The following is a 17,670-nucleotide window of genomic DNA, read 5'->3' on the forward strand; positions in this document are numbered from 1 at the left end:
TCAACAAGGTCCCGTGGTTCTACAACTACTCGGCCTCGGGCCAGATCTCGGCGCCGGAACGCACGTTTCTCGGTCATGCGGTGACGGGCGCGAACACCACGGCCTCGTCGAAGTACCTCTTCTGCCTGGTCATCCTCTTCGCGCTGGCCTGGCTCGCGCGGAACCTCACGCGCGGCACGGTGGGCAGGAAGTGGATGGCTATCCGCGACATGGACATCGCGGCCGAGATCATCGGGGTAAACCCTCTCACGACGAAACTCACCGCCTTCGCGGTCTCCTCGTTCTACATTGGCGTCGCCGGTGCCCTCTTCTTCTCGGTCTATCTCGGCGCGGTCGAGGTGGGCGAGGCCTTCGGCATCCAGAAATCCTTTCTGATCCTCTTCATGGTGATCATCGGCGGCCTCGGCTCTATCTTCGGCAGCTTCGCCGGCGCGGCCTTCCTCGTCCTCCTGCCGGTGCTCCTGAAGAACATCCTCGTCGGCCAGTTCGGCTGGGCCACGGATCTTGCGGCGCATATCGAGTTGATGATCGTCGGCGCGCTGATCGTGATCTTCCTGATCGCGGAGCCGCACGGGCTTGCCCAGCTCTGGCGGCTGGCAAAGGAAAAACTCCGGCTCTGGCCCTTCCCGCACTAGAACGGGCCGCCCAACCAAAAGACCGGCATTTCGGCCGGCGACGCGAACCGAAACCCTTGGGAGGAGACCCAGATGAGAAAGACACTGACAGCGCTCGCCTTGGCCCTGGCCGCCGCGACGCCCGCGATGGCCGAGCTTGTGGTCCCGAACCTCAGCTACCGCACCGGACCCTACGCGCCCGGCGGCATTCCCTATGCCGATGGCTTCAACGACTATTTCACGCTTCTGAACGAGCGCGACGGCGGCATCGGCGGCGAGAAGGTTGCGACGCCGGAATGCGAGACCGCCTACAACACCGAGAAGGGCGTTGAGTGCTACGAGGCGACGAAGGGTTCGGGTGCGCTCGTCTACAACCCGCTCTCGACCGGGATCACCTACCAGCTCATCCCGAAGGTCTCTGCCGACAAGATCCCGCTTTACACGCCGGGCTACGGGCGGACCTCGGCGGCCAACGGCAAGGTGTTCGAATGGGTCTTCAACTACCCGGCGAACTATTGGGACGGCGCCTCGGTGGCAATCAAGTATCTGCTCGATCAGAACGGTGGCGATCTGAGCGGCAAGAAGATCGCGCTCGTCTACCACAACTCGGCCTACGGGAAGGAGCCGATCCGCACCCTCACCGAACTGTCGAAGAAGCACGGCTACACACTCGTCGAGATTCCGGTCGATCATCCGGGCCAGGAACAGAAGAGCCAGTGGCTGCAGATCCGCCGCGACAAGCCGGATTACGTGCTGATGTGGGGCTGGGGCGTCATGAACGCCGTGGCGATCCAGGAAGCGGCGAACATCAAGTATCCGATGGAGAACTTCATCGGCATCTGGTGGTCGGGTTCCGAGAACGACGTGCTGCCGGCAGGTGACGGCGCCAACGGTTACAAGTCCCTCGCCATGCACGGAACGGGCATGGACTATCCGGTCTATGCCGACCTGAAGCAGTATGTCTACGACACCGGCAAGGCGTCGGGCGCGGGCGATCAGGTGGGCTCGGTGCTCTATTCGCGCGGCATGTATGCGGCGCTCGTCATCTCCGAGGCGATCCGCAAGGCGCAGGAACTGGCCGGCGCTTCCGGGATCAACGCGGCTCAGCTTCGCGACGGGTTCGAGGCGCTGGAGATCACCGAAGAGCGGATGGCCGAACTTGGCCTGCCGAACTTTGGCCAGCCCTTCAAAGCGAGCTGCGAGGACCACGGCGGCCCGGGCGCGGCGCTGATCCAGCAGTGGGATGCGACGGCGAAGAAATGGAGCCTCATCACCGGCTTCATCGCGCCGGATGACGAGGTCCTGGTGCCGCTCGTCATGGAGGACTCGGCCGCCTTCGCCGCCGAGAACAGCATCGCCGAACGCTGCAACTGACCGGCGCAAGCCGGTCATCCCGGACCTCCCCCGGGGAACCCGAAAAGGGGCGCGGCGGGCCTTGCCGCCGCGTTACCATCACGGCCCCGGATCAGGAAGGGGGCAGATTAGTGCCGATGGAAAGGGCGACGCCATGCTCGATGCCGCAAAGACCGAGACCCTGCTCGAGGTCAACAACATCGAGGTCATCTACAACCACGTTATCCTTGTCCTCAAGGGTGTCAGCCTCAGTGTGCCGAAGGGCGGCATCACTGCCCTTCTGGGTGGCAACGGCGCCGGCAAGACGACCACGCTGAAGGCGATCTCCAACCTCCTTCATTCCGAGCGCGGCGAGGTAACGAAGGGCGCGATCCTTTACCGCGGCGAACGGGTGCAGGATCTTGACCCGGCCCAGCTCGTGAAACTGGGAGTCATCCAGGTGATGGAGGGGCGCCACTGCTTCGGCCACCTGACGGTGGAGGAAAACCTCCTCACCGGCGCCTATACCCGCAAGGACGGCAAGGCGGCCATCGCCCGGGACCTCGACATGGTCTACGGCTATTTCCCGCGTCTGAAGGAGCGGCGGAAAAGCCAGGCCGGCTACACCTCGGGCGGCGAGCAGCAGATGGTGGCGATCGGCCGGGCGCTGATGTCCCGGCCCGAGACGATCCTTCTCGATGAGCCCTCGATGGGCCTCGCCCCGCAGCTTGTCGAGCAGATATTCGAGATCGTGAAGGCGGTGAACGAGAACGAGGGCGTGACCTTCCTTCTGGCCGAGCAGAACACCAACGTCGCGCTCCGCTATGCGCATTACGGCTACATCCTCGAATCCGGCCGCGTCGTGATGGATGGCCCCGCCGCCGACCTGCGCGAAAACCCGGACGTGAAGGAATTCTACCTCGGCATGTCCGACGAAGGCCGGAAATCGTTCCGCGACGTCCGCTCCTACCGGCGCCGCAAGCGCTGGCTTTCCTGATGAGGGATACGACCGTGACCCATTACGACGCGCTCGAGACACGCTCGGCCGATGAACGGGCCGCTTCACAGCTTGCGGCGCTGAACGCCCGGCTCGCGCAGAACGGCCTTGCCCCCGTCGCGGCGCTTTCCGATCTTGCCCGGTTGCCGGTGCTGCGGAAGTCCGAGCTTTCCGCGCGGCAGAAGGCCCATCCGCCCTTCGGCGGACTGCCGGTCGCCAACGCCGCCCATGTCTTCCAGTCGCCGGGGCCGATCTACGAGCCGGGCGGGGTCAGCCATGACTGGTGGCGGATGGGCCGGTTCCTCCATGCCTGCGGAATCGGGCCGGGCGACATCGTGCAGAACTGCTTCGGCTACCACCTGACGCCTGCCGGCATGATCTTCGAGAGCGGCGCACGGGCCGTTGGCGCGGCCGTCCTGCCCGCCGGCACCGGCCAGACCGACCTGCAGGTGCGCGCCGCGGTGGATGTGGGCACGACCGCCTATGCCGGGACGCCGGACTACCTCAAGGTCATCCTCGACCGGGCGGAGGAGATGGGCGAGCGGCTGAAGATCACGCGCGCCGCCGTCGGGGGCGGGGCGCTGTTCCCCTCGCTGCGCAAGGAGTACGCGGACCGCGGCATCGCCTGCCTGCAGTGCTACGCGACGGCCGACCTCGGCAGCATCGCCTACGAAGTCCCGGTGCAGGAGGGGATGATCGTGGACGAGGGCGTGATCGTGGAGATCGTTCGCCCCGGCACGGGCGATCCGGTGCCAGAGGGTGAGGTGGGCGAGGTCGTGGTGACGACGCTCAACCCGGACTATCCGCTGATCCGCTTCGCCACCGGCGACCTCTCTGCGGTGATGCCGGGGCAGAGCCCGTGCGGGCGCACCAACCTGCGCATCCGGGGATGGATGGGCCGGGCCGACCAGACCACGAAGATCAAGGGCATGTTCGTCCGGCCCGAGCAGGTCGCCGAATTCGTTGGCCGCCACCCCGAGATCGCGCGCGCCCGCGTCATCGCGTCGCGCGAGGGCGAGGCGGATGCGATGACGGTTCAGGTTGAAAGCGCGGGCGGTGATGCCACTGCCTACCAGAAAACGGTGATGGACGTCCTGAAGCTGCGGGGCCGGATCGAGATCTTGCCTAGGGGTGCGCTGCCCAACGACGGCAAGGTGATCGAGGATCGGCGCCGCTACGACTGATGGGCGAAACCCCGCCGGGCCGGAACCGGATGTGATCGAATAACGTTGCCTCCGACGCTAGTGTCGCCGCACCACCGCCCGGAGGTCGTCATGAATCCCCACGCCGCCCGCCTTTCCGCCCTCATCTGCCTTGCCGGTCCCGTCGCCGCGCAGGATGCGGCCCTTATCATCGGCAACGAGAACTATCGCGCGGGCGCGGACATTTCGGCCGCCGACGATGCGCTCGATGCCGCGCGGCCGCTGGAGCGTGCCGGGTTCGTCACTCGCAAGGGCGCCGACCTTGTGGACGGCGAGATGCAGGCGCTGCTTGCCGAGCACTATGGCGACACAGCCCGTCCCGGTCGCAGCGTCATTCTGCTCGCGGGCCATTTTGTCCATGCGGCAGGTGAAACCTGGCTCCTCGGCACCGGGGCCGAGGCGCCGACGCTGGCCACGGTCGATGGAATGGCGCTTCCGCTGTCGCAGGTGTTCGCCATTGCCGCGGAACGGCCGGGCGGCGCACTCATCCTCCTCGGGACCGAGGAGCGCGACTTCGATCTTGGCCGCGGGCTTGCGCCCGGGATCGGCGCCGTGGACGTCCCGCAGGGCGTGACGCTTGTCACCGGTGATGCGGAAATGGTTGCGGCCTTCGCGGCCGCGCTCCCCGACCGGCGGGGCCAGACGCTGGCCGAGATCGCGGCGGCTGCGGAGGGCCTGACGGTGACGGGGTTCCGGGGCGCCTACGGGGCCTTCCTTGCCGCCGCCACGAATGGCCCTGCCCCTGCCCCGGCGCCCACCCTTGACGACGAGGCTGCGTTCTGGAGGGCGACGGCAGCCATCGCGACCCGCGCGGCCTACCAGGCCTATCTCGACCGCTATTCGACCGGCGCACACGCCGCCGACGCCCGCGCCGCGATCGCCGCGCTCACCGATCCGGTGGCGCGGGCGCGGGCGGCCGAGGAGGCGCTGGCGCTGACCCGCGAGGAGCGGCGCCAGATCCAGCGCGACCTCTCGATCCTCGACATCGATCCGAAGGGAATCGACGGCCTCTTCGGCGCCGGTTCGCGCAACGCCATCGCCACCTGGCAGAAGCGCAACGGCGAGGAGGCGACAGGCTTCCTGACTGCCGCGCAGGTTTCCGCGCTCGGCGCCCAGGCCGCCCGTCGCGCGGCGGAACTTGAGGCGGAGGCGGCCAAGCGCAAGGCCGAACAGGACCGTCAGGACCGGATATACTGGGATCAGACCGGCGCGGCGGGCGACGAGGCGGGCCTGCGCGCCTATCTCAAGCGCTATCCTGACGGGCTCTTTGCCGAACTGGCAATGGAGAGGCTCGCGGTGTTCGAGGACGCGCGCCGGAAGGAGGCCGCAGCCGCGGATCGCGCGGCCTGGGACGCGGCGGTGAAGGCCAATACGGTCAAGTCCTACCGGGATTACCTCGCCTCATATCCGAAAGGCGCCTTTGTGGAAGAGGCGCACCAGAAGGTCGCCGAGATGAGCGTGACACCCGACGAGGCGGCCGCGCTGAAGCGCGCAGAGGCGCAGGAGGCCGCGCTGAACCTCAGCCCGATGATGCGCTCGCTCGTCGAACAGCGGCTCGCCGCGCTCGGGTTGAAGCCGGGGCCGGCCGACGGCACCTTCGATGACGACACCCGCCGGGCGCTGCGCCGCTACCAGCAGGCGCGCGGGCTTCCCGTCACCGGCTACGTCAGCCAGCAGACGGTTGCGCGGCTCCTGGTGGATTCACTCTGATCGGGCGTTACGCGCGCCGAAAGCGAAGGGCCGCCGGTTTCCCGGCGGCCCTGTCACGGCACCTTGCGGTGCGGTTCAGCCCTGACGGGCCTTGTAGCGTTTCTGCGTCTTGTTGATCACATAGACGCGACCCTTGCGGCGCACGATCTGACAGTCGCGATGGCGCAACTTCAGCGAGCGGAGCGAGTTCCTGACCTTCATCGGTCTTCTCCTAGTCGCGGCGCGCGTCGCGCCATTAGAACGAATGCCCCCGATTCGGGGGCGAATGGTGGGCGGTACTGGGATCGAACCAGTGGCCACTACGATGTCAACGTAGTGCTCTACCGCTGAGCTAACCGCCCGATCCGTCAACGATTCCGCCGCCCCAAAACGATTGGGACGCAGCCGGCGCCGCGTCGGTCCCGGGGTCTATAAAAGGAGTCGCAAAGGCTTGCAAGGGGTTTCGACCCCGCCGATATTGGCCGGATAGCCCCGCGCTTGCCGAGGAGGTCGGATGCGCCCCGCGCCCTATCAGCTGACGATGCCGGAACGGCGCCTGACCGGCGTCGTATTCGCCTCGCCACATTCGGGTCGCGACTATCCCGCAGGGTTTCTCCGCGCCTCGGTGCTCGATGAGCGCACGATCCGCTCGTCGGAGGATGCGTTCGTCGACACACTCCTCGACGGGGTTCCGGTGCTCGGCGCACCGCTGCTGGCGGCAACGGCGCCGCGGGCGTGGCTCGACCTCAACCGCGCCGCCGACGAGCTCGACCCGGCGCTGGTCGAGGGTGTGCGGCTTTCGGCGCACAATCCCCGCGTCGCCTCCGGGCTAGGGGTCATCCCGCGCGTGGTCGCAGGCGGCCGCGCGATCTACCGCGGCAAGATTTCGCGGGACGAGGCGGAGGCTCGCATCGACGGCTTCTGGCGACCCTACCACGACGTTTTGCGCCAGCTGATGGAAACGGCGCGCGCGGGGCACGGCGAGGCCGTTCTGATCGACGTCCATTCGATGCCGCACGAGGCGATGGACAGCATCGGCAGTACCGGTCTGCGCCGCCCCGACGTGGTGCTTGGCGACCGGTTCGGCACCTCAGCCTCCGGCCAGGTCATGGAGCGGGTTGAGGCCGCCTTCGCCCGCGCCGGCCTCAGGACGATGCGCAATACGCCCTTCGCCGGTGCGTATATCGCGCAGACCTACGGCCAGCCCGCGCGCGGTTTCCACGCGATCCAGGTGGAGATCGACCGTTCGCTTTACATGAACGAGCGCGAGATCCGGCCGAACGGCAACTTCATGAGCTTCCGCCGCACGCTTCAGGCCGTCCTTGCCGAGATCGCCCTGATCGGGCGGGGCGAGATGCCGCTCGCGGCCGAGTAAACCGGAACCCCGTCGGTCCGGGGTGCACGAGGACGTATGGGAGGGGGCCGCGGATGACGGCAATCGGCGCACACTGGCAGTTCTGGGCGGCTCTCGCCGCGATATTCGCTGCTGTGACGGCAATCTTGGCGAAAGTGGGCGTCGACGAGGTCAACCCCGATTACGCTACCTTCCTGCGCACCCTCGTCGTGGTCGCTGTGCTGGGCGCGATGCTCTTCATTCGGGATACGCCGCGAGACGGCGTGACGGTCCGCAGCGTAGTCTTCCTGACCCTCTCGGGTCTTGCCACGGGGGCCTCATGGGTCTGCTACTTTCGCGCGCTGAAAATTGGCAACGCCGCACAGGTGGCGCCGGTGGACAAGCTCAGCGTGGTGCTGGTCGCGGTATTCGCAGCCGTGTTCCTCGGCGAAAAACTTCCCTTGCTGGGATGGCTTGGCGTCTCGCTGATCGCTGCCGGTGCGGCGCTTGTAGCGCTCGCCTGATTACCTAAGTGACCGCCCCTTGACGATGGCCTCCGGGCCGAAGCGGGCCCGTATCGCGTCCGTCGCCCGCTCCGCGCCCGCCCGCCGCGCCGCCCCGGGGTCGAGCAGGTCGGGCGTGCGGTCCGCAGCGGTCTCCGGCACGATGTCCGAGAGGCCGACCCCGATAAGGCGAAAGGGCCCCGGATCGGCGAGATGGGCCATGAGCTCGGCACTCTCGTGATAGAGACGGTCGGCCATCTGGGTCGGCTCGCGCAGGGAGTGCCGCCGGGTGATCGTCGCGAAGTCCGCGCGCTTCAGTTTCAGCGTCACGGTCCGGCCAGCGAGTCCCTTCGCCTTTGCCCGATCCGTCACCTTTTCGGCCAGCCGCCAGATATGGCCGTCCAGTAGCGCGCGGTCGGCGGTATCCTCGTCGAACGTCGTCTCGGCCGATATCGACTTCATCGGCTCGTGCGGATTCACCCGCTGCGGGTCTTCGCCCCGGGCAAGGTGCCAGAGCCGGTCGCCGATCTGGCCGAAGCGGTGGATGAGGTCCTTCCGCTCCCACCGGGTGAGGTCGTCGAAGCTGCGGATGCCCGCGGCTTCCAGTGCCGCCTGCCCGGCGGTGCCGACGCCCCAGATCATCCTGACCGGCTTGCCCTTCAGGAATGAGGCCGTGTCGCCCCGACCGATCACGGAGAACCCGCGCGGCTTGTCGAGGTCCGAGGCGATCTTGGCGAGGAACTTGTTGTGCGACAGCCCGACCGACCCGCTGAGACCCAGTTCAGTCTCCATCCGCTTCAGGAGCCGTGCGAGGAGGACCGCGGGCGGCGCACGGTGCAGACGCTCGGTGCCCGAGAGGTCAAGGAACGCCTCGTCGAGTGACAGGGGTTCGATGACCGGGGTCAGGTCGTCCATCATCGCACGGATCTGCCGCGAGACTGCGGCGTAATGCGCCCCCCGCGGCTTCACCACCACCGCTTCGGGGCAGAGCTTCAGCGCCTGGAACATCGGCATCGCCGACCGGACGCCCTTGATCCGGGCGAGGTAGCAGCAGGTGGACACGACCCCCCGCCTCGCCCCGCCGACGATCACCGGAACTGACCGCAGCGCGGGGTCGTCGCGCTTTTCCACGCTCGCGTAGAAGGCGTCGCAGTCCATGTGCGCGATGGTTAGCGCGAAAAGCTCGGGATGGCTGACGACGCGCGGCGACCGGCAGGCCGGGCAGCGGCTCCCGGCGTCGAATGTGGTCAGGCAATCGCGGCAGAGGGCAGGCATGGTCGGAGAATAGCCGGTTGCGGCCTCGTGCGAAACGGGGCGCGCAAGTGCTTCTGCTATGCCGGCTTCCGCCGCAACCAGAGGCGCGCCAGCGCGACGCCGAGGATCGCCAGCACCAGACATTTCAGGATTGTCATCCCGCTCGCGGCGCGCGCCGCGAAATCCGGGAAGTCGCCGCCAGGGCGCTCCAGCATGATCCGGACGATGGCGTTTTCGACGTAGTCGACGCCGGCATAGAGCACCGCCACCTTACCCAGTCGGCGGGCCAGAGGTCCCGGTGCCCGCCGTGCGACGGCTTCCCTGATCAGCAGGCAGAGGGTAGCCGGGAACACAAGGTCGAGTGGTTGCACGATCCAGAGATAGCGCCAGATCGCCGGGCCGATGGCCGCCAGATAGGCCCGCGCCTCGGCCGGCGAGTAAGGCAGTATCTGCGCGTCGAAGCTGCACAGACGCCAGACGCCACCGCAATTGAATGGGCTGGCGAGCGCCATGGCGGCAAAGAGTGCCGCTGTCAGGAGGATCAGCGCACGGAAACCGGCGTCGGTCACCGCCCGGCCCGCGCGATCGACGCGCCGAGGCCGGTCATGAGGCTTTCGAATGTCGGGAAGGATGTGGCGATCGGTGAACCGTCATCGACGCTGACCGGGCGTTTCGAAGCGAGCCCGAGGATCAGGAAGGACATGGCGATGCGGTGGTCGAGGTGGGTCGCCGCGGTGGCGCCCCCGGGCACGCCTCCCGGACCCATGCCGTGCACGATCAGCATGTCCTCCTCCTCCTCGACCCGCACGCCGCAGGCCTCAAGCCCGCGCGCCATCGCGTCGATCCGGTCGCTTTCCTTGACGCGCAGCTCCTTGACCCCGCGCATGACCGTCGTCCCTTCGGCAAAGGCTGCGACGGCGGCGAGGATCGGGTATTCGTCGATCATCGAGGCTGCCCGCGCCTCGGGCACCTTGATGCCCTTCAGTGCCGAGGCGCGCACCCTGAGATCCGCGACCGGCTCGCCGCCCTCCTCGCGCGGGTTCAGGAACCCGATGTCGGCCCCCATCTCCACGAGCGTGGTGAAAAGACCGTTGCGCGTCGGGTTCTGGCTGACGCCGGGGACGAGGATTTCCGAGCCTTCCACGATCAGTGCCGCGCACACCGGAAAGGCGGCCGACGACGGGTCGCGCGGCACGGAGACCGATTGCGGCCGGAGCTCCGGCTGACCGGCCAGGGTGATCATCCGGCCCTCGGCGGTGTCTTCCACGCCCAGTTCGGCGCCGAAGCCCCGGAGCATCCGTTCCGAATGGTCGCGCGTCGGCTCCCTCTCGATCACCACCGTCTGGCCGGGTGCGTTCAGTCCCGCGAGCAGCACGGCCGACTTCACCTGCGCCGAGGGCACCGGCACGAGATAGCGCACCGGCACAGGATCGGCCGCGCCCACCACCGTCATCGGCAGCCGCCCGCCCTGCCGCCCGAAGGCTCGCGCGCCGAAGAGCGCGAGGGGGTCGGTCACCCGCCCCATCGGCCGCTTGCGAAGGGATGCGTCTCCGGTGAAGGTTGCGGTGATCGGGCTCGTCGCCATCGTCCCCATGATCAGCCGGACGCCGGTGCCGGAGTTGCCGCAGTCGATCACATCGTCCGGCTCGGCGAATCCGCCGACACCGACGCCATGCACCGACCAGCGGCCTTCACCGTGCCGGGTCACTTCGGCGCCGAAGGAACGCATCGCCTTGGCGGTGTCGAGCACGTCCTGCCCTTCCAGAAGCCCGGTGATCCGCGTCTCGCCGACCGCCATCGCGCCAAGGATCAGCGCCCGGTGCGAGATCGACTTGTCGCCCGGAACCTCGGCCGTACCACTGAGCGGCCCCGACCGGGTGGCGGTCATCGGAATGGGCTCACCTTGGCCGGACATGCGTTTCTCCCTCGCGCGAAATCGCCCCGCTGATAGCGCAAGCCCCCGGGCCGGTCCATGCCCCGCCATTCATTGTGGCAAATATACTCCCGCCGGAGGCTGCCGCCGTCAGAGCCTGCGGAAGGTCAGGTATCTCGGCACGCGGCCCTCGCGCAGCGCCTTCTGCTCATAGCGGGTGGCGAGCCAGTCCTCCCACGGAGCGCCGCTCTCGCAGGCCAGTGCGAAGCCGGCGCGCGGCACCTCCTCCAGCGCCTGGCGGACATAGTCGGCGATGTCGGTGGCGATCCGGAACTCCGCCCCCGCGCGCATGACGCGGGCGAGCGGCACGAGGTGATCGGGCGTGACGAAGCGGCGCCGGTGGTGGCGGCGTTTCGGCCAGGGGTCGGGATAGTTGAGGAACGCCTTTGCAATCGAGTCCGCCGGCAACACCTCCATCAGGTCGCGCGCATCGCCCGGATGGACGGCGAGGTTCGTGACCCGAGCTGCACGGATCTTGCCCAGGAGCATCGCAACGCCGTTGATGAAGGGTTCGGCCCCGACGATGCCGACCCCGGGATACCGCGCCGCCATGTGGACGAGGTGTTCGCCCCCGCCGAAGCCGATCTCCAGCCAGACCGGGCGGGCATCGCCGAAGATCGCTGCGGTGTCGATCGGCCGCCGGTCGGGGTTCTCGTCGCGACCGACGCCGCGGGGACGGAGCGCGCCGAGGTCTTCGGCCAGGTAGGCCTTCTGGCTCGCGCGCATCGTCTTGCCGCGGATGCGGCCGTAGAAGTTTCGCCACTCGGTCGTGTCGGTCTTGTCGCTCATCTCGGTTCCGGCCGGTCATTTGCCGGCTGCGCCGTCTAGCCGGGCAGCCTTGCCGCGGTCAAGCCCGCGGCGCCCCGGGCGGGGTCACGGCCTGAGCACGCCCGCCTTTTCCAGCTGCGCCCGGCCGGGATACCACATCGAATCCCTCGGTGCGTGCATCTCGATGGCGAAACCCGGATCGACCCCGCGCGAGACGACATAGGAAAGCGCCTCGTAGATCTCGGCCTGGGTGTCCTCGTAGATCCACGATCCGAAGTCGAACGGGGTCGCCCAGTGTTCCTCCGCCTTGTTCCGTTCGTAGTAGTTCTGCACGTCCTCGGGTGCCCACCACCGGGAGTGGAGGCCGATCCTGGACCCGCGCGTCATCGTCCGGGCCTTGCCGCCGAGAAAGATCGTGACGCAGGAGGAAGAGCATTCGCCGTCCACCTCGGTGTCGAGGTCGAAGTCGGTGACGATCCGGGCCATGTCCTCCGCCGCCCAGATGCTGCCTCCCGCGCTGTTGAGCCGCAGCGTCGCGATCCCCGGGCTCGCGCGCAGGGCCGATCTCAGGCCTTCGATGTCGTCGGGCTCGATCTCTCCCTCGTCGCGCGCATGCTCGGTGTCGTAGACAAGGACCGTGCCCTCGACGCGGAACTTGGGCGTAACGGGCACCACCGTCTCGCCGGTGCAGGGCGATGCGGCAATAAGTGCCAGCAGAACCGGAAGGATGAGGGTCCGCATCGCACCTCCGCTAGGGCCATCGGCACCGTGGGGAGGCCCGCGCCGGGGATGGCGCGGGCAGGGGCAGTCTGTCAGACCGCTTTCTTCAGCGCCTCGACGAGATCCGTCTTTTCCCAGCTGAATCCGCCGTCTGCGTCGGGCTTCCGCCCGAAGTGGCCGTAGGCGGCGGTACGCTGGTAGATCGGCTTGTTCAGCCCGAGATGGGTCCGGATCCCGCGCGGCGTCAGGTCCATGACCCTGCTCACGGCGGTCTCGATCGCCGCTTCGTCCACGATGCCCGTGCCATGCGTATCGACATAGATCGAGAGGGGTTTCGCCACGCCGATGGCGTAGGACAGCTGCAGCGTGCAGCGCCGGGCGAGACCGGCCGCCACCACGTTCTTGGCGAGGTAGCGCGCGGCATAGGCGGCCGAGCGGTCGACCTTGGTCGGGTCCTTGCCCGAGAAGGCGCCGCCGCCGTGCGGGGCCGCGCCGCCGTAGGTGTCGACGATGATCTTGCGCCCGGTCAGCCCGGCGTCCCCGTCGGGGCCGCCGATCACGAACTTGCCCGTCGGGTTCACATGCCATTCGGTCTTGGCGGTCAGCCAGCCCTCAGGCAGGACCTCGCGAATATAGGGCTCCACGATGGCGCGAACGTCGGCGGAGGACAGCGCGGGATCAAGGTGCTGGGTCGAGAGCACCAGCGAGGTGACCTCGACCGGCTTGCCGCCCTCGTAGCGGATCGAAAGCTGCGACTTCGCGTCCGGGCCGAGCTTCGGCTCGATGTGGTTCTTCCGCACCTCGGAGAGCCGACGCAGAATCGCGTGCGCGTACTGGATCGGCGCCGGCATGAGTTCCGGCGTCTCGTCCACGGCATAGCCGAACATGATGCCCTGGTCGCCCGCGCCCTCGTCCTTCTCGCCCGAGGCGTCGACGCCCTGGGCGATGTCGGCCGACTGCGCGTGCAGGTAGCTGTTGACCTTCAGGTTGGCCCAATGGAAGCCTTCCTGCTCGTATCCGATATCCCTGACGCAGCCGCGCACGATTTCCTCGACGCGCGCGATGACGCTGCCGGGGCCGCGCACCTCGCCGCCGACGACGACACGGTCGGTCGTTGCGAAGGTTTCGCAGGCAACGCGGGAATGAGGATCCTCGGTGAGAAAGGCATCGAGGACGGCATCGGAAATGCGGTCGCACACCTTGTCGGGGTGCCCTTCCGAAACGCTTTCGGAGGTGAAGACGTAATTCTGGCGGGACATGAAAAGTGCTCCATTGGGGGTGATCCCCGCCACGCCAGGAAGCCGTTGTGGCGGTTCGACGGCCCTGCCTAGCCGCGCGCGGCCATGCGGTCAATGCGATTGTCGTCTGCGCGCGAGGGCCAGGGCCAATATCGCCGCGAGAGCGGCGATTGTCGCCGGAAGGTCGCCGGTTCGGGCATAGAATGTGGGCGGCAGGGCTGGCGGCACGTCGGCGTCGAACCAGCCCTGCGCGCCGAGTGGCAAAGAACGGAGGATACGCCCCTTCGCGTCGATCACTGCGGTCACGCCGGTGTTCGCCGCCCGCAGGACCGGCAATCCCTGCTCGACCGCGCGCAGGCGCGCTTGCGCGAGATGCTGGTAGGGTCCCGCGATCCTGCCGAACCAGCCGTCGTTGGTGATCTGCAAAACCCAGTCGGCGCGCTCGGGCGCGGCGTTCAGGTCCTGCGGGAAGACCGCCTCGTAGCAGATGAGCGGCAGCACCTTCCCCGCCGGCCCGAGGTCGAGCACCCGGGCGCCGGGACCGGCCGTGTAGCCGTAGCCCTCCTGCGCGGCGAAGGCGGCAAGCCCGAAGCGGGCGGCGATCTCGGCCATGGGCACGTATTCGCCAAAGGGGACAAGGTGCCACTTGTCGTAGGTCGCGGCCACCGCCCCCCGGGGGTCGATCACCGCGAGGCTGTTGAAATAGCGTGTCCCCTCGGCCCGCTGGATGCCGGTGGCGACGGGCACACCCTGCGCCGCGACGGCCAACTCGCCGGACAGGAAGGCGCCCGAGCGTTCGAGGAGGAACGGCACGGCGGTTTCCGGCCAGACGATGAGGTCGAGCGGCTTTTCGGGCGGCTCGGCGCTGGCGATCAGCAGCCGGTCGAGGAACACCTGCCACATGTCGCCCCGCCACTTCAGCCGCTGGTCAGCGTCGGGCTGGACGAGGCGCACGCGGATGGCCGGTTCGCGCAGGGCTTCAGGCGTGGCGAGCCGCGCCGTCCCCGCGACCCAGAAAGCGCCGAGCATCAGGGCCGAGAGCGCGGCGAGCGCCGCGCGCCGCCAAAGGCTCCGGCCAAGGACGGGCAGCGCCGCGGACAGCGCCGTCAGCGCCGTCAACCCCACGGGGCCGACCCATGCCGCCGCCTGCATGACCGGCGTGCCGATCCAGATGTGACCGAGGAGCGCCCAGGGGAATCCGGTGAAGACGTAGCCGCGCAGGAGGTCGGAGGCGGCGAGTCCCGCCGCAAAGCCGAGCGCACGGGTGGCATCGGTGCGACCCAGACCCGCGATGCCGCCCGCCAGAGCCCAGAAAGCGCCCATCCCGGCGGCCATCAGGAAAAGCGCGAAGGGCGCCATCCAGCCGTGGCGTCCGATCTCGATCAGGAAGGGTTCCACGATCCAGAAGAGCGCCGCCGCTCCATAGCCCGCCCCGCCGGCCCAGGCGAGCCAGACCCGGCGGGCGGCGCGGCGCTCCGCCGCCACGAGCGCGGTCAGAAGCCCCAGCGCGGGCAGCGCCACGAACCACAGGTCCCAGGGCGCCTGCCCGGCCGCCACCGTCGCACCGGCGAGTGTGGCCAGCGCGAGAAGTCGCGCGGAAGGCCGGGCGTCCCGCCCGAAGAAACCGCGCAGTCGGGCGCCCATGATCAGGGTTTCGCCTGCGGCAGGCGCACCCTCAGCCGCTTGATCCGGCGGGGATCGGCGTCCATGACCTCGAACTCGGTGCCGCTCTCGTGCGGGATCACCTCGCCGCGCGCGGGCACCCGGCCGAACAGCATGAAGACGAACCCCCCGAGCGTGTCGATCTCGGCGTCCTCCTCCGGTGCGGCAAGCTTCAGGCCGATCTCGGCCTCGAACTCTGCGAGCGGCGCACGGGCCTGGACGATGTATTGCCCCGGCTTCTCCTCGTGCCAGAGCCCGTCTTCGGAGGTGTCGTGTTCGTCCTCGATCTCGCCGATCACCGTCTCCACGAGGTCTTCGAGCGTCACCAGCCCGTCTACCCCGCCGTATTCGTCGATCACGAGGGCCATGTGGATGCGTTCGGTCTGCATCTTCTGCAGAAGGACGCCGATCGGCATGGACGGCGGCGCATAGAGAAGCGGACGCAGCATCTTGCGGAGGTTGTAGCGCGGCTTCGGGTCCGTGAACGCCTGGTTCAGCGCGAGATCCTTGAGATGGATGAGGCCGATCGGGCTGTCGAGCGTGCCCTTGAACACCGGCAGACGCGAAAATCCGCTTTCGCGGAACGTGCCCACGAGGTCGTCGAGGGGTACGTTGACCGGCACCGCCACGATCTCGGCCTTGGGGATCGCCACATCCTCGACCCGCATGCGGCGAAGATTGCCGATACCGGGAAGCGGCGCGGCCTGGGCCGGGTGGGGCACGTCGGCGACCACTGCGGCGGTTTCGTCGCGGTCATTTTCCGAAGGAGAGAGGGCATCCATGATCCGGCCAAAGAAGCCGCGCTGCCCGCTACTGTCCGAAGGGTCAGGCGCCTCCTGCGCCACCGTAGACCCGTCCAAGCTGTCGCCCATTGGTCCTTTCCAGGTTGCCGGCAGCGGCTGCCGCGCCGGTTCACTCATATGGGTCGGCGAGACCCAGTTTTGCAAGTATGCGCACTTCGGCGGCCTCCATCAACGCGGCATCGCCGTCACGCAGGTGGTCATAGCCCAGCAGATGCAACAGCCCATGCACAAGAAGGTGCGTCACATGGTCGACCATCCGCTTGCCCTGATCCTCCGCTTCGCGCGCGCAGGTTTCCCACGCAATGGCGATGTCGCCAAGCTCTTCGGGCATGTCGACGGTCCCCGGGTCCGGTCGTGAGGGGGCACCGCCGTCCGCCTCGGCGCCGCGTTCGTCCGAGGGCCAGGAGAGCACATTGGTCGGTTGCGGCTTGCCGCGGAAGTCCGCGTTCAGCTCGGCGATGCGGGCGTCCGAGCAGCCGAGGAGGCTGACGAGGAACCCCTCTGCCGGCAGGCCCTGATCGGCGAGAACAGCACATGCCGCCCCGTCGGCCATCGCGCCGAGCCCGAACGCCTCCCAGCGCGGGTCCTCCGTCAGGGTTTCAACCAGCGGCTCCATCGTCGCGGTCATAGGCCTCGATGATGCGGGCGACAAGCGGGTGGCGCACGACGTCCTTTGCGGTGAAGTAGTTGAAGCTCACGCCCCTCACGTCCTTCAGGATGCGCTCGGCATCGACCAGGCCCGAGGCGGTGCCTTTCGGCAGGTCAACCTGCGTGCGGTCGCCGGTGACAACCATGCGGCTGCCCTCGCCGAGCCGGGTCAGGAACATCTTCATCTGCATGGTCGTGGCGTTCTGCGCCTCGTCGAGCACGACGAAGGCATTCGCGAGCGTCCGGCCCCGCATGAAGGCCAGCGGCGCGATCTCGATCCGCTTTTCCTCGATCAGCTTCTGCACCTGCTTGGCGGGCAGGAAGTCGTTCAGCGCGTCGTAGAGCGGCTGCATGTAGGGATCGACCTTCTCCTTCATGTCGCCGGGCAGGAAGCCGAGCCGTTCGCCGGCCTCCACGGCCGGGCGGCTGAGCACGATCCTGTCCACATGGCCGCCGATCATCATCGTCACGCCCACCGCGACGGCGAGATAGGTCTTTCCGGTGCCCGCCGGGCCGATGCCGAAGGCAAGCTCGTTGGAAAAGAGGTTCTTGACGTAGGCCTTCTGTGCTTCGGTCCTCGGCTCCACCTGCTTCTTGCGGGTGCGGATTTCATAGCGGCCGCCCGCGAACATCTCGAGCTGCTCATCGAGGCTCGGCGGGTCGAGCCGCCCGCCTTCGCCCATGCGGATCGCGCCGTCGATCTCGCCCGCGTCGATGGGCCGCCCCGTCTGAAGCCGGGCATAGAGATTGGTCAGGACATTCGCCGCCCGGGCCCGCGCCTCGCTTGGCCCCACCACGGCAACCTGGTTGCCGCGTCTGAGGATATGGACCCCGAGCTGGTGTTCGATCTGCGCCAGATTGCGGTCGAACTCTCCGCACAGGTCGATCAGCAAGCGATTGTCGGCGAATTCCAGCAATGTCTCGTGCAGGTCTTCGGGACGCGGCGGCGGGGTCAAGGCGCTGATGCCCAAGCA

At 68.1% G+C, this 17,670-nt stretch carries 18 protein-coding genes, 1 tRNA gene and 1 riboswitch; of the genes, 7 read left to right on the forward strand and 12 right to left on the reverse strand.

The features are described 5' to 3' along the window. The 5 genes from ACMUOO_RS05000 to ACMUOO_RS05020 form a co-directional block, all read left to right on the forward strand. Positions 1–635, forward strand: a 635-nt coding sequence (locus tag ACMUOO_RS05000; RefSeq protein WP_413854905.1) for a branched-chain amino acid ABC transporter permease, incomplete at its 5' end; no start/stop codon positions are given. Between the two features lie 72 nt (positions 636–707). Further along, positions 708–1,988: an ABC transporter substrate-binding protein gene (locus ACMUOO_RS05005; RefSeq protein ID WP_301920325.1), complete on the forward strand. Its 1,281-nt coding sequence runs from the start codon at positions 708–710 to the stop codon at positions 1,986–1,988. Positions 1,989–2,121: 133 nt separating this feature from the next. Next, complete coding sequence (locus ACMUOO_RS05010; protein ID WP_301920324.1) at positions 2,122–2,943, forward strand: ABC transporter ATP-binding protein; 822 nt, start codon at positions 2,122–2,124, stop codon at positions 2,941–2,943. 14 nt (positions 2,944–2,957) lie between these two features. Beyond that, positions 2,958–4,127 carry a phenylacetate--CoA ligase family protein gene (locus tag ACMUOO_RS05015; RefSeq protein WP_413854908.1) on the forward strand — a complete coding sequence of 390 codons (1,170 nt, stop codon included), beginning with the start codon at positions 2,958–2,960 and terminating at the stop codon, positions 4,125–4,127. A 90-nt stretch (positions 4,128–4,217) separates the two neighbouring features. Next, entirely contained in the window at positions 4,218–5,855 is a 1,638-nt protein-coding gene (locus ACMUOO_RS05020) for a peptidoglycan-binding domain-containing protein (RefSeq protein ID WP_301920322.1), read from the forward strand. A gap of 75 nt (positions 5,856–5,930) precedes the next feature. On the opposite strand, the gene ykgO is transcribed toward ACMUOO_RS05020, so the two are convergent. After that, the gene (gene ykgO, locus ACMUOO_RS05025) at positions 5,931–6,056 is read right to left on the reverse strand and encodes a type B 50S ribosomal protein L36 (protein ID WP_036635318.1); all 126 of its coding nucleotides are present in this window, start codon (positions 6,054–6,056) and stop codon (positions 5,931–5,933) included. Between the two features lie 65 nt (positions 6,057–6,121). Next, a tRNA-Val gene (locus tag ACMUOO_RS05030) sits at positions 6,122–6,196 on the reverse strand. A 152-nt stretch (positions 6,197–6,348) separates the two neighbouring features. On the opposite strand from ACMUOO_RS05030, the gene ACMUOO_RS05035 reads away from it, so the two are divergent. Next, on the forward strand, positions 6,349–7,209 hold the full coding sequence (locus tag ACMUOO_RS05035) for an N-formylglutamate amidohydrolase (protein WP_301920321.1): 861 nt from the start codon (positions 6,349–6,351) through the stop codon (positions 7,207–7,209). A 53-nt stretch (positions 7,210–7,262) separates the two neighbouring features. Beyond that, a complete protein-coding gene (locus tag ACMUOO_RS05040) occupies positions 7,263–7,691 on the forward strand; it encodes an EamA family transporter (protein ID WP_301920320.1) in 429 nt (142 codons plus the stop codon). Here ACMUOO_RS05040 and ACMUOO_RS05045 read toward each other — a convergent pair whose 3' ends face one another. From ACMUOO_RS05045 to ACMUOO_RS05090, 10 genes are all read right to left on the reverse strand, one after another. Next, entirely contained in the window at positions 7,692–8,945 is a 1,254-nt protein-coding gene (locus ACMUOO_RS05045) for a DNA polymerase IV (protein WP_301920319.1), read from the reverse strand. A gap of 56 nt (positions 8,946–9,001) precedes the next feature. Further along, a complete protein-coding gene (locus ACMUOO_RS05050) occupies positions 9,002–9,493 on the reverse strand; it encodes a hypothetical protein (protein ID WP_301920318.1) in 492 nt (163 codons plus the stop codon). After that, a complete protein-coding gene (gene aroA, locus ACMUOO_RS05055; protein ID WP_301920317.1) occupies positions 9,490–10,839 on the reverse strand; it encodes a 3-phosphoshikimate 1-carboxyvinyltransferase in 1,350 nt (449 codons plus the stop codon). The genes ACMUOO_RS05050 and aroA overlap by 4 nt, the downstream gene beginning before the upstream one ends. 108 nt (positions 10,840–10,947) lie before the next feature. Further along, the gene (trmB, locus tag ACMUOO_RS05060; protein WP_301920316.1) at positions 10,948–11,646 is read right to left on the reverse strand and encodes a tRNA (guanine(46)-N(7))-methyltransferase TrmB; all 699 of its coding nucleotides are present in this window, start codon (positions 11,644–11,646) and stop codon (positions 10,948–10,950) included. 84 nt (positions 11,647–11,730) lie between these two features. After that, on the reverse strand, positions 11,731–12,366 hold the full coding sequence (locus ACMUOO_RS05065) for a hypothetical protein (RefSeq protein WP_301920315.1): 636 nt from the start codon (positions 12,364–12,366) through the stop codon (positions 11,731–11,733). Positions 12,367–12,437: 71 nt separating this feature from the next. After that, positions 12,438–13,604 (reverse strand): methionine adenosyltransferase, encoded by a 1,167-nt coding sequence (gene metK, locus ACMUOO_RS05070; protein WP_301920314.1) that lies wholly within the window; start codon positions 13,602–13,604, stop codon positions 12,438–12,440. Positions 13,605–13,610: 6 nt separating this feature from the next. Further along, positions 13,611–13,661: riboswitch (SAM-SAH riboswitch) on the reverse strand. Between the two features lie 33 nt (positions 13,662–13,694). Then, complete coding sequence (gene lnt, locus ACMUOO_RS05075; RefSeq protein ID WP_301920313.1) at positions 13,695–15,227, reverse strand: apolipoprotein N-acyltransferase; 1,533 nt, start codon at positions 15,225–15,227, stop codon at positions 13,695–13,697. A 2-nt stretch (positions 15,228–15,229) separates the two neighbouring features. Continuing rightward, positions 15,230–16,117 carry a hemolysin family protein gene (locus ACMUOO_RS05080; RefSeq protein WP_301920312.1) on the reverse strand — a complete coding sequence of 296 codons (888 nt, stop codon included), beginning with the start codon at positions 16,115–16,117 and terminating at the stop codon, positions 15,230–15,232. Between the two features lie 40 nt (positions 16,118–16,157). Next, positions 16,158–16,664: an rRNA maturation RNase YbeY gene (gene ybeY, locus ACMUOO_RS05085; RefSeq protein WP_301920311.1), complete on the reverse strand. Its 507-nt coding sequence runs from the start codon at positions 16,662–16,664 to the stop codon at positions 16,158–16,160. Next, positions 16,648–17,667, reverse strand: a complete 1,020-nt coding sequence (locus tag ACMUOO_RS05090; RefSeq protein ID WP_301920310.1) for a PhoH family protein — start codon at positions 17,665–17,667, stop codon at positions 16,648–16,650. The genes ybeY and ACMUOO_RS05090 overlap by 17 nt, the downstream gene beginning before the upstream one ends. Positions 17,668–17,670: the final 3 nt, after the last annotated feature.

The organism is Albidovulum sp., from assembly GCF_041919395.1.
Classification (GTDB): Bacteria; Pseudomonadota; Alphaproteobacteria; order Rhodobacterales; family Rhodobacteraceae; genus Albidovulum.

What these genes read in the sequence shown, in the direction of transcription:
- ykgO (WP_036635318.1), bottom strand. Translation starts at nt 6,056, where the DNA reads ATGAAGGTCAGGAACTCGCTCCGCTCGCTGAAGTTGCGCCATCGCGAC.
- ACMUOO_RS05010 (WP_301920324.1), top strand. Translation starts at nt 2,122, where the DNA reads ATGCTCGATGCCGCAAAGACCGAGACCCTGCTCGAGGTCAACAACATC.
- ACMUOO_RS05005 (WP_301920325.1), top strand. Translation starts at nt 708, where the DNA reads ATGAGAAAGACACTGACAGCGCTCGCCTTGGCCCTGGCCGCCGCGACG.
- aroA (WP_301920317.1), bottom strand. Translation starts at nt 10,839, where the DNA reads ATGTCCGGCCAAGGTGAGCCCATTCCGATGACCGCCACCCGGTCGGGG.
- ACMUOO_RS05035 (WP_301920321.1), top strand. Translation starts at nt 6,349, where the DNA reads ATGCGCCCCGCGCCCTATCAGCTGACGATGCCGGAACGGCGCCTGACC.
- metK (WP_301920314.1), bottom strand. Translation starts at nt 13,604, where the DNA reads ATGTCCCGCCAGAATTACGTCTTCACCTCCGAAAGCGTTTCGGAAGGG.
- ybeY (WP_301920311.1), bottom strand. Translation starts at nt 16,664, where the DNA reads ATGGAGCCGCTGGTTGAAACCCTGACGGAGGACCCGCGCTGGGAGGCG.
- ACMUOO_RS05080 (WP_301920312.1), bottom strand. Translation starts at nt 16,117, where the DNA reads ATGGGCGACAGCTTGGACGGGTCTACGGTGGCGCAGGAGGCGCCTGAC.
- ACMUOO_RS05040 (WP_301920320.1), top strand. Translation starts at nt 7,263, where the DNA reads ATGACGGCAATCGGCGCACACTGGCAGTTCTGGGCGGCTCTCGCCGCG.
- lnt (WP_301920313.1), bottom strand. Translation starts at nt 15,227, where the DNA reads ATGGGCGCCCGACTGCGCGGTTTCTTCGGGCGGGACGCCCGGCCTTCC.
- ACMUOO_RS05065 (WP_301920315.1), bottom strand. Translation starts at nt 12,366, where the DNA reads ATGCGGACCCTCATCCTTCCGGTTCTGCTGGCACTTATTGCCGCATCG.
- ACMUOO_RS05045 (WP_301920319.1), bottom strand. Translation starts at nt 8,945, where the DNA reads ATGCCTGCCCTCTGCCGCGATTGCCTGACCACATTCGACGCCGGGAGC.
- ACMUOO_RS05020 (WP_301920322.1), top strand. Translation starts at nt 4,218, where the DNA reads ATGAATCCCCACGCCGCCCGCCTTTCCGCCCTCATCTGCCTTGCCGGT.
- trmB (WP_301920316.1), bottom strand. Translation starts at nt 11,646, where the DNA reads ATGAGCGACAAGACCGACACGACCGAGTGGCGAAACTTCTACGGCCGC.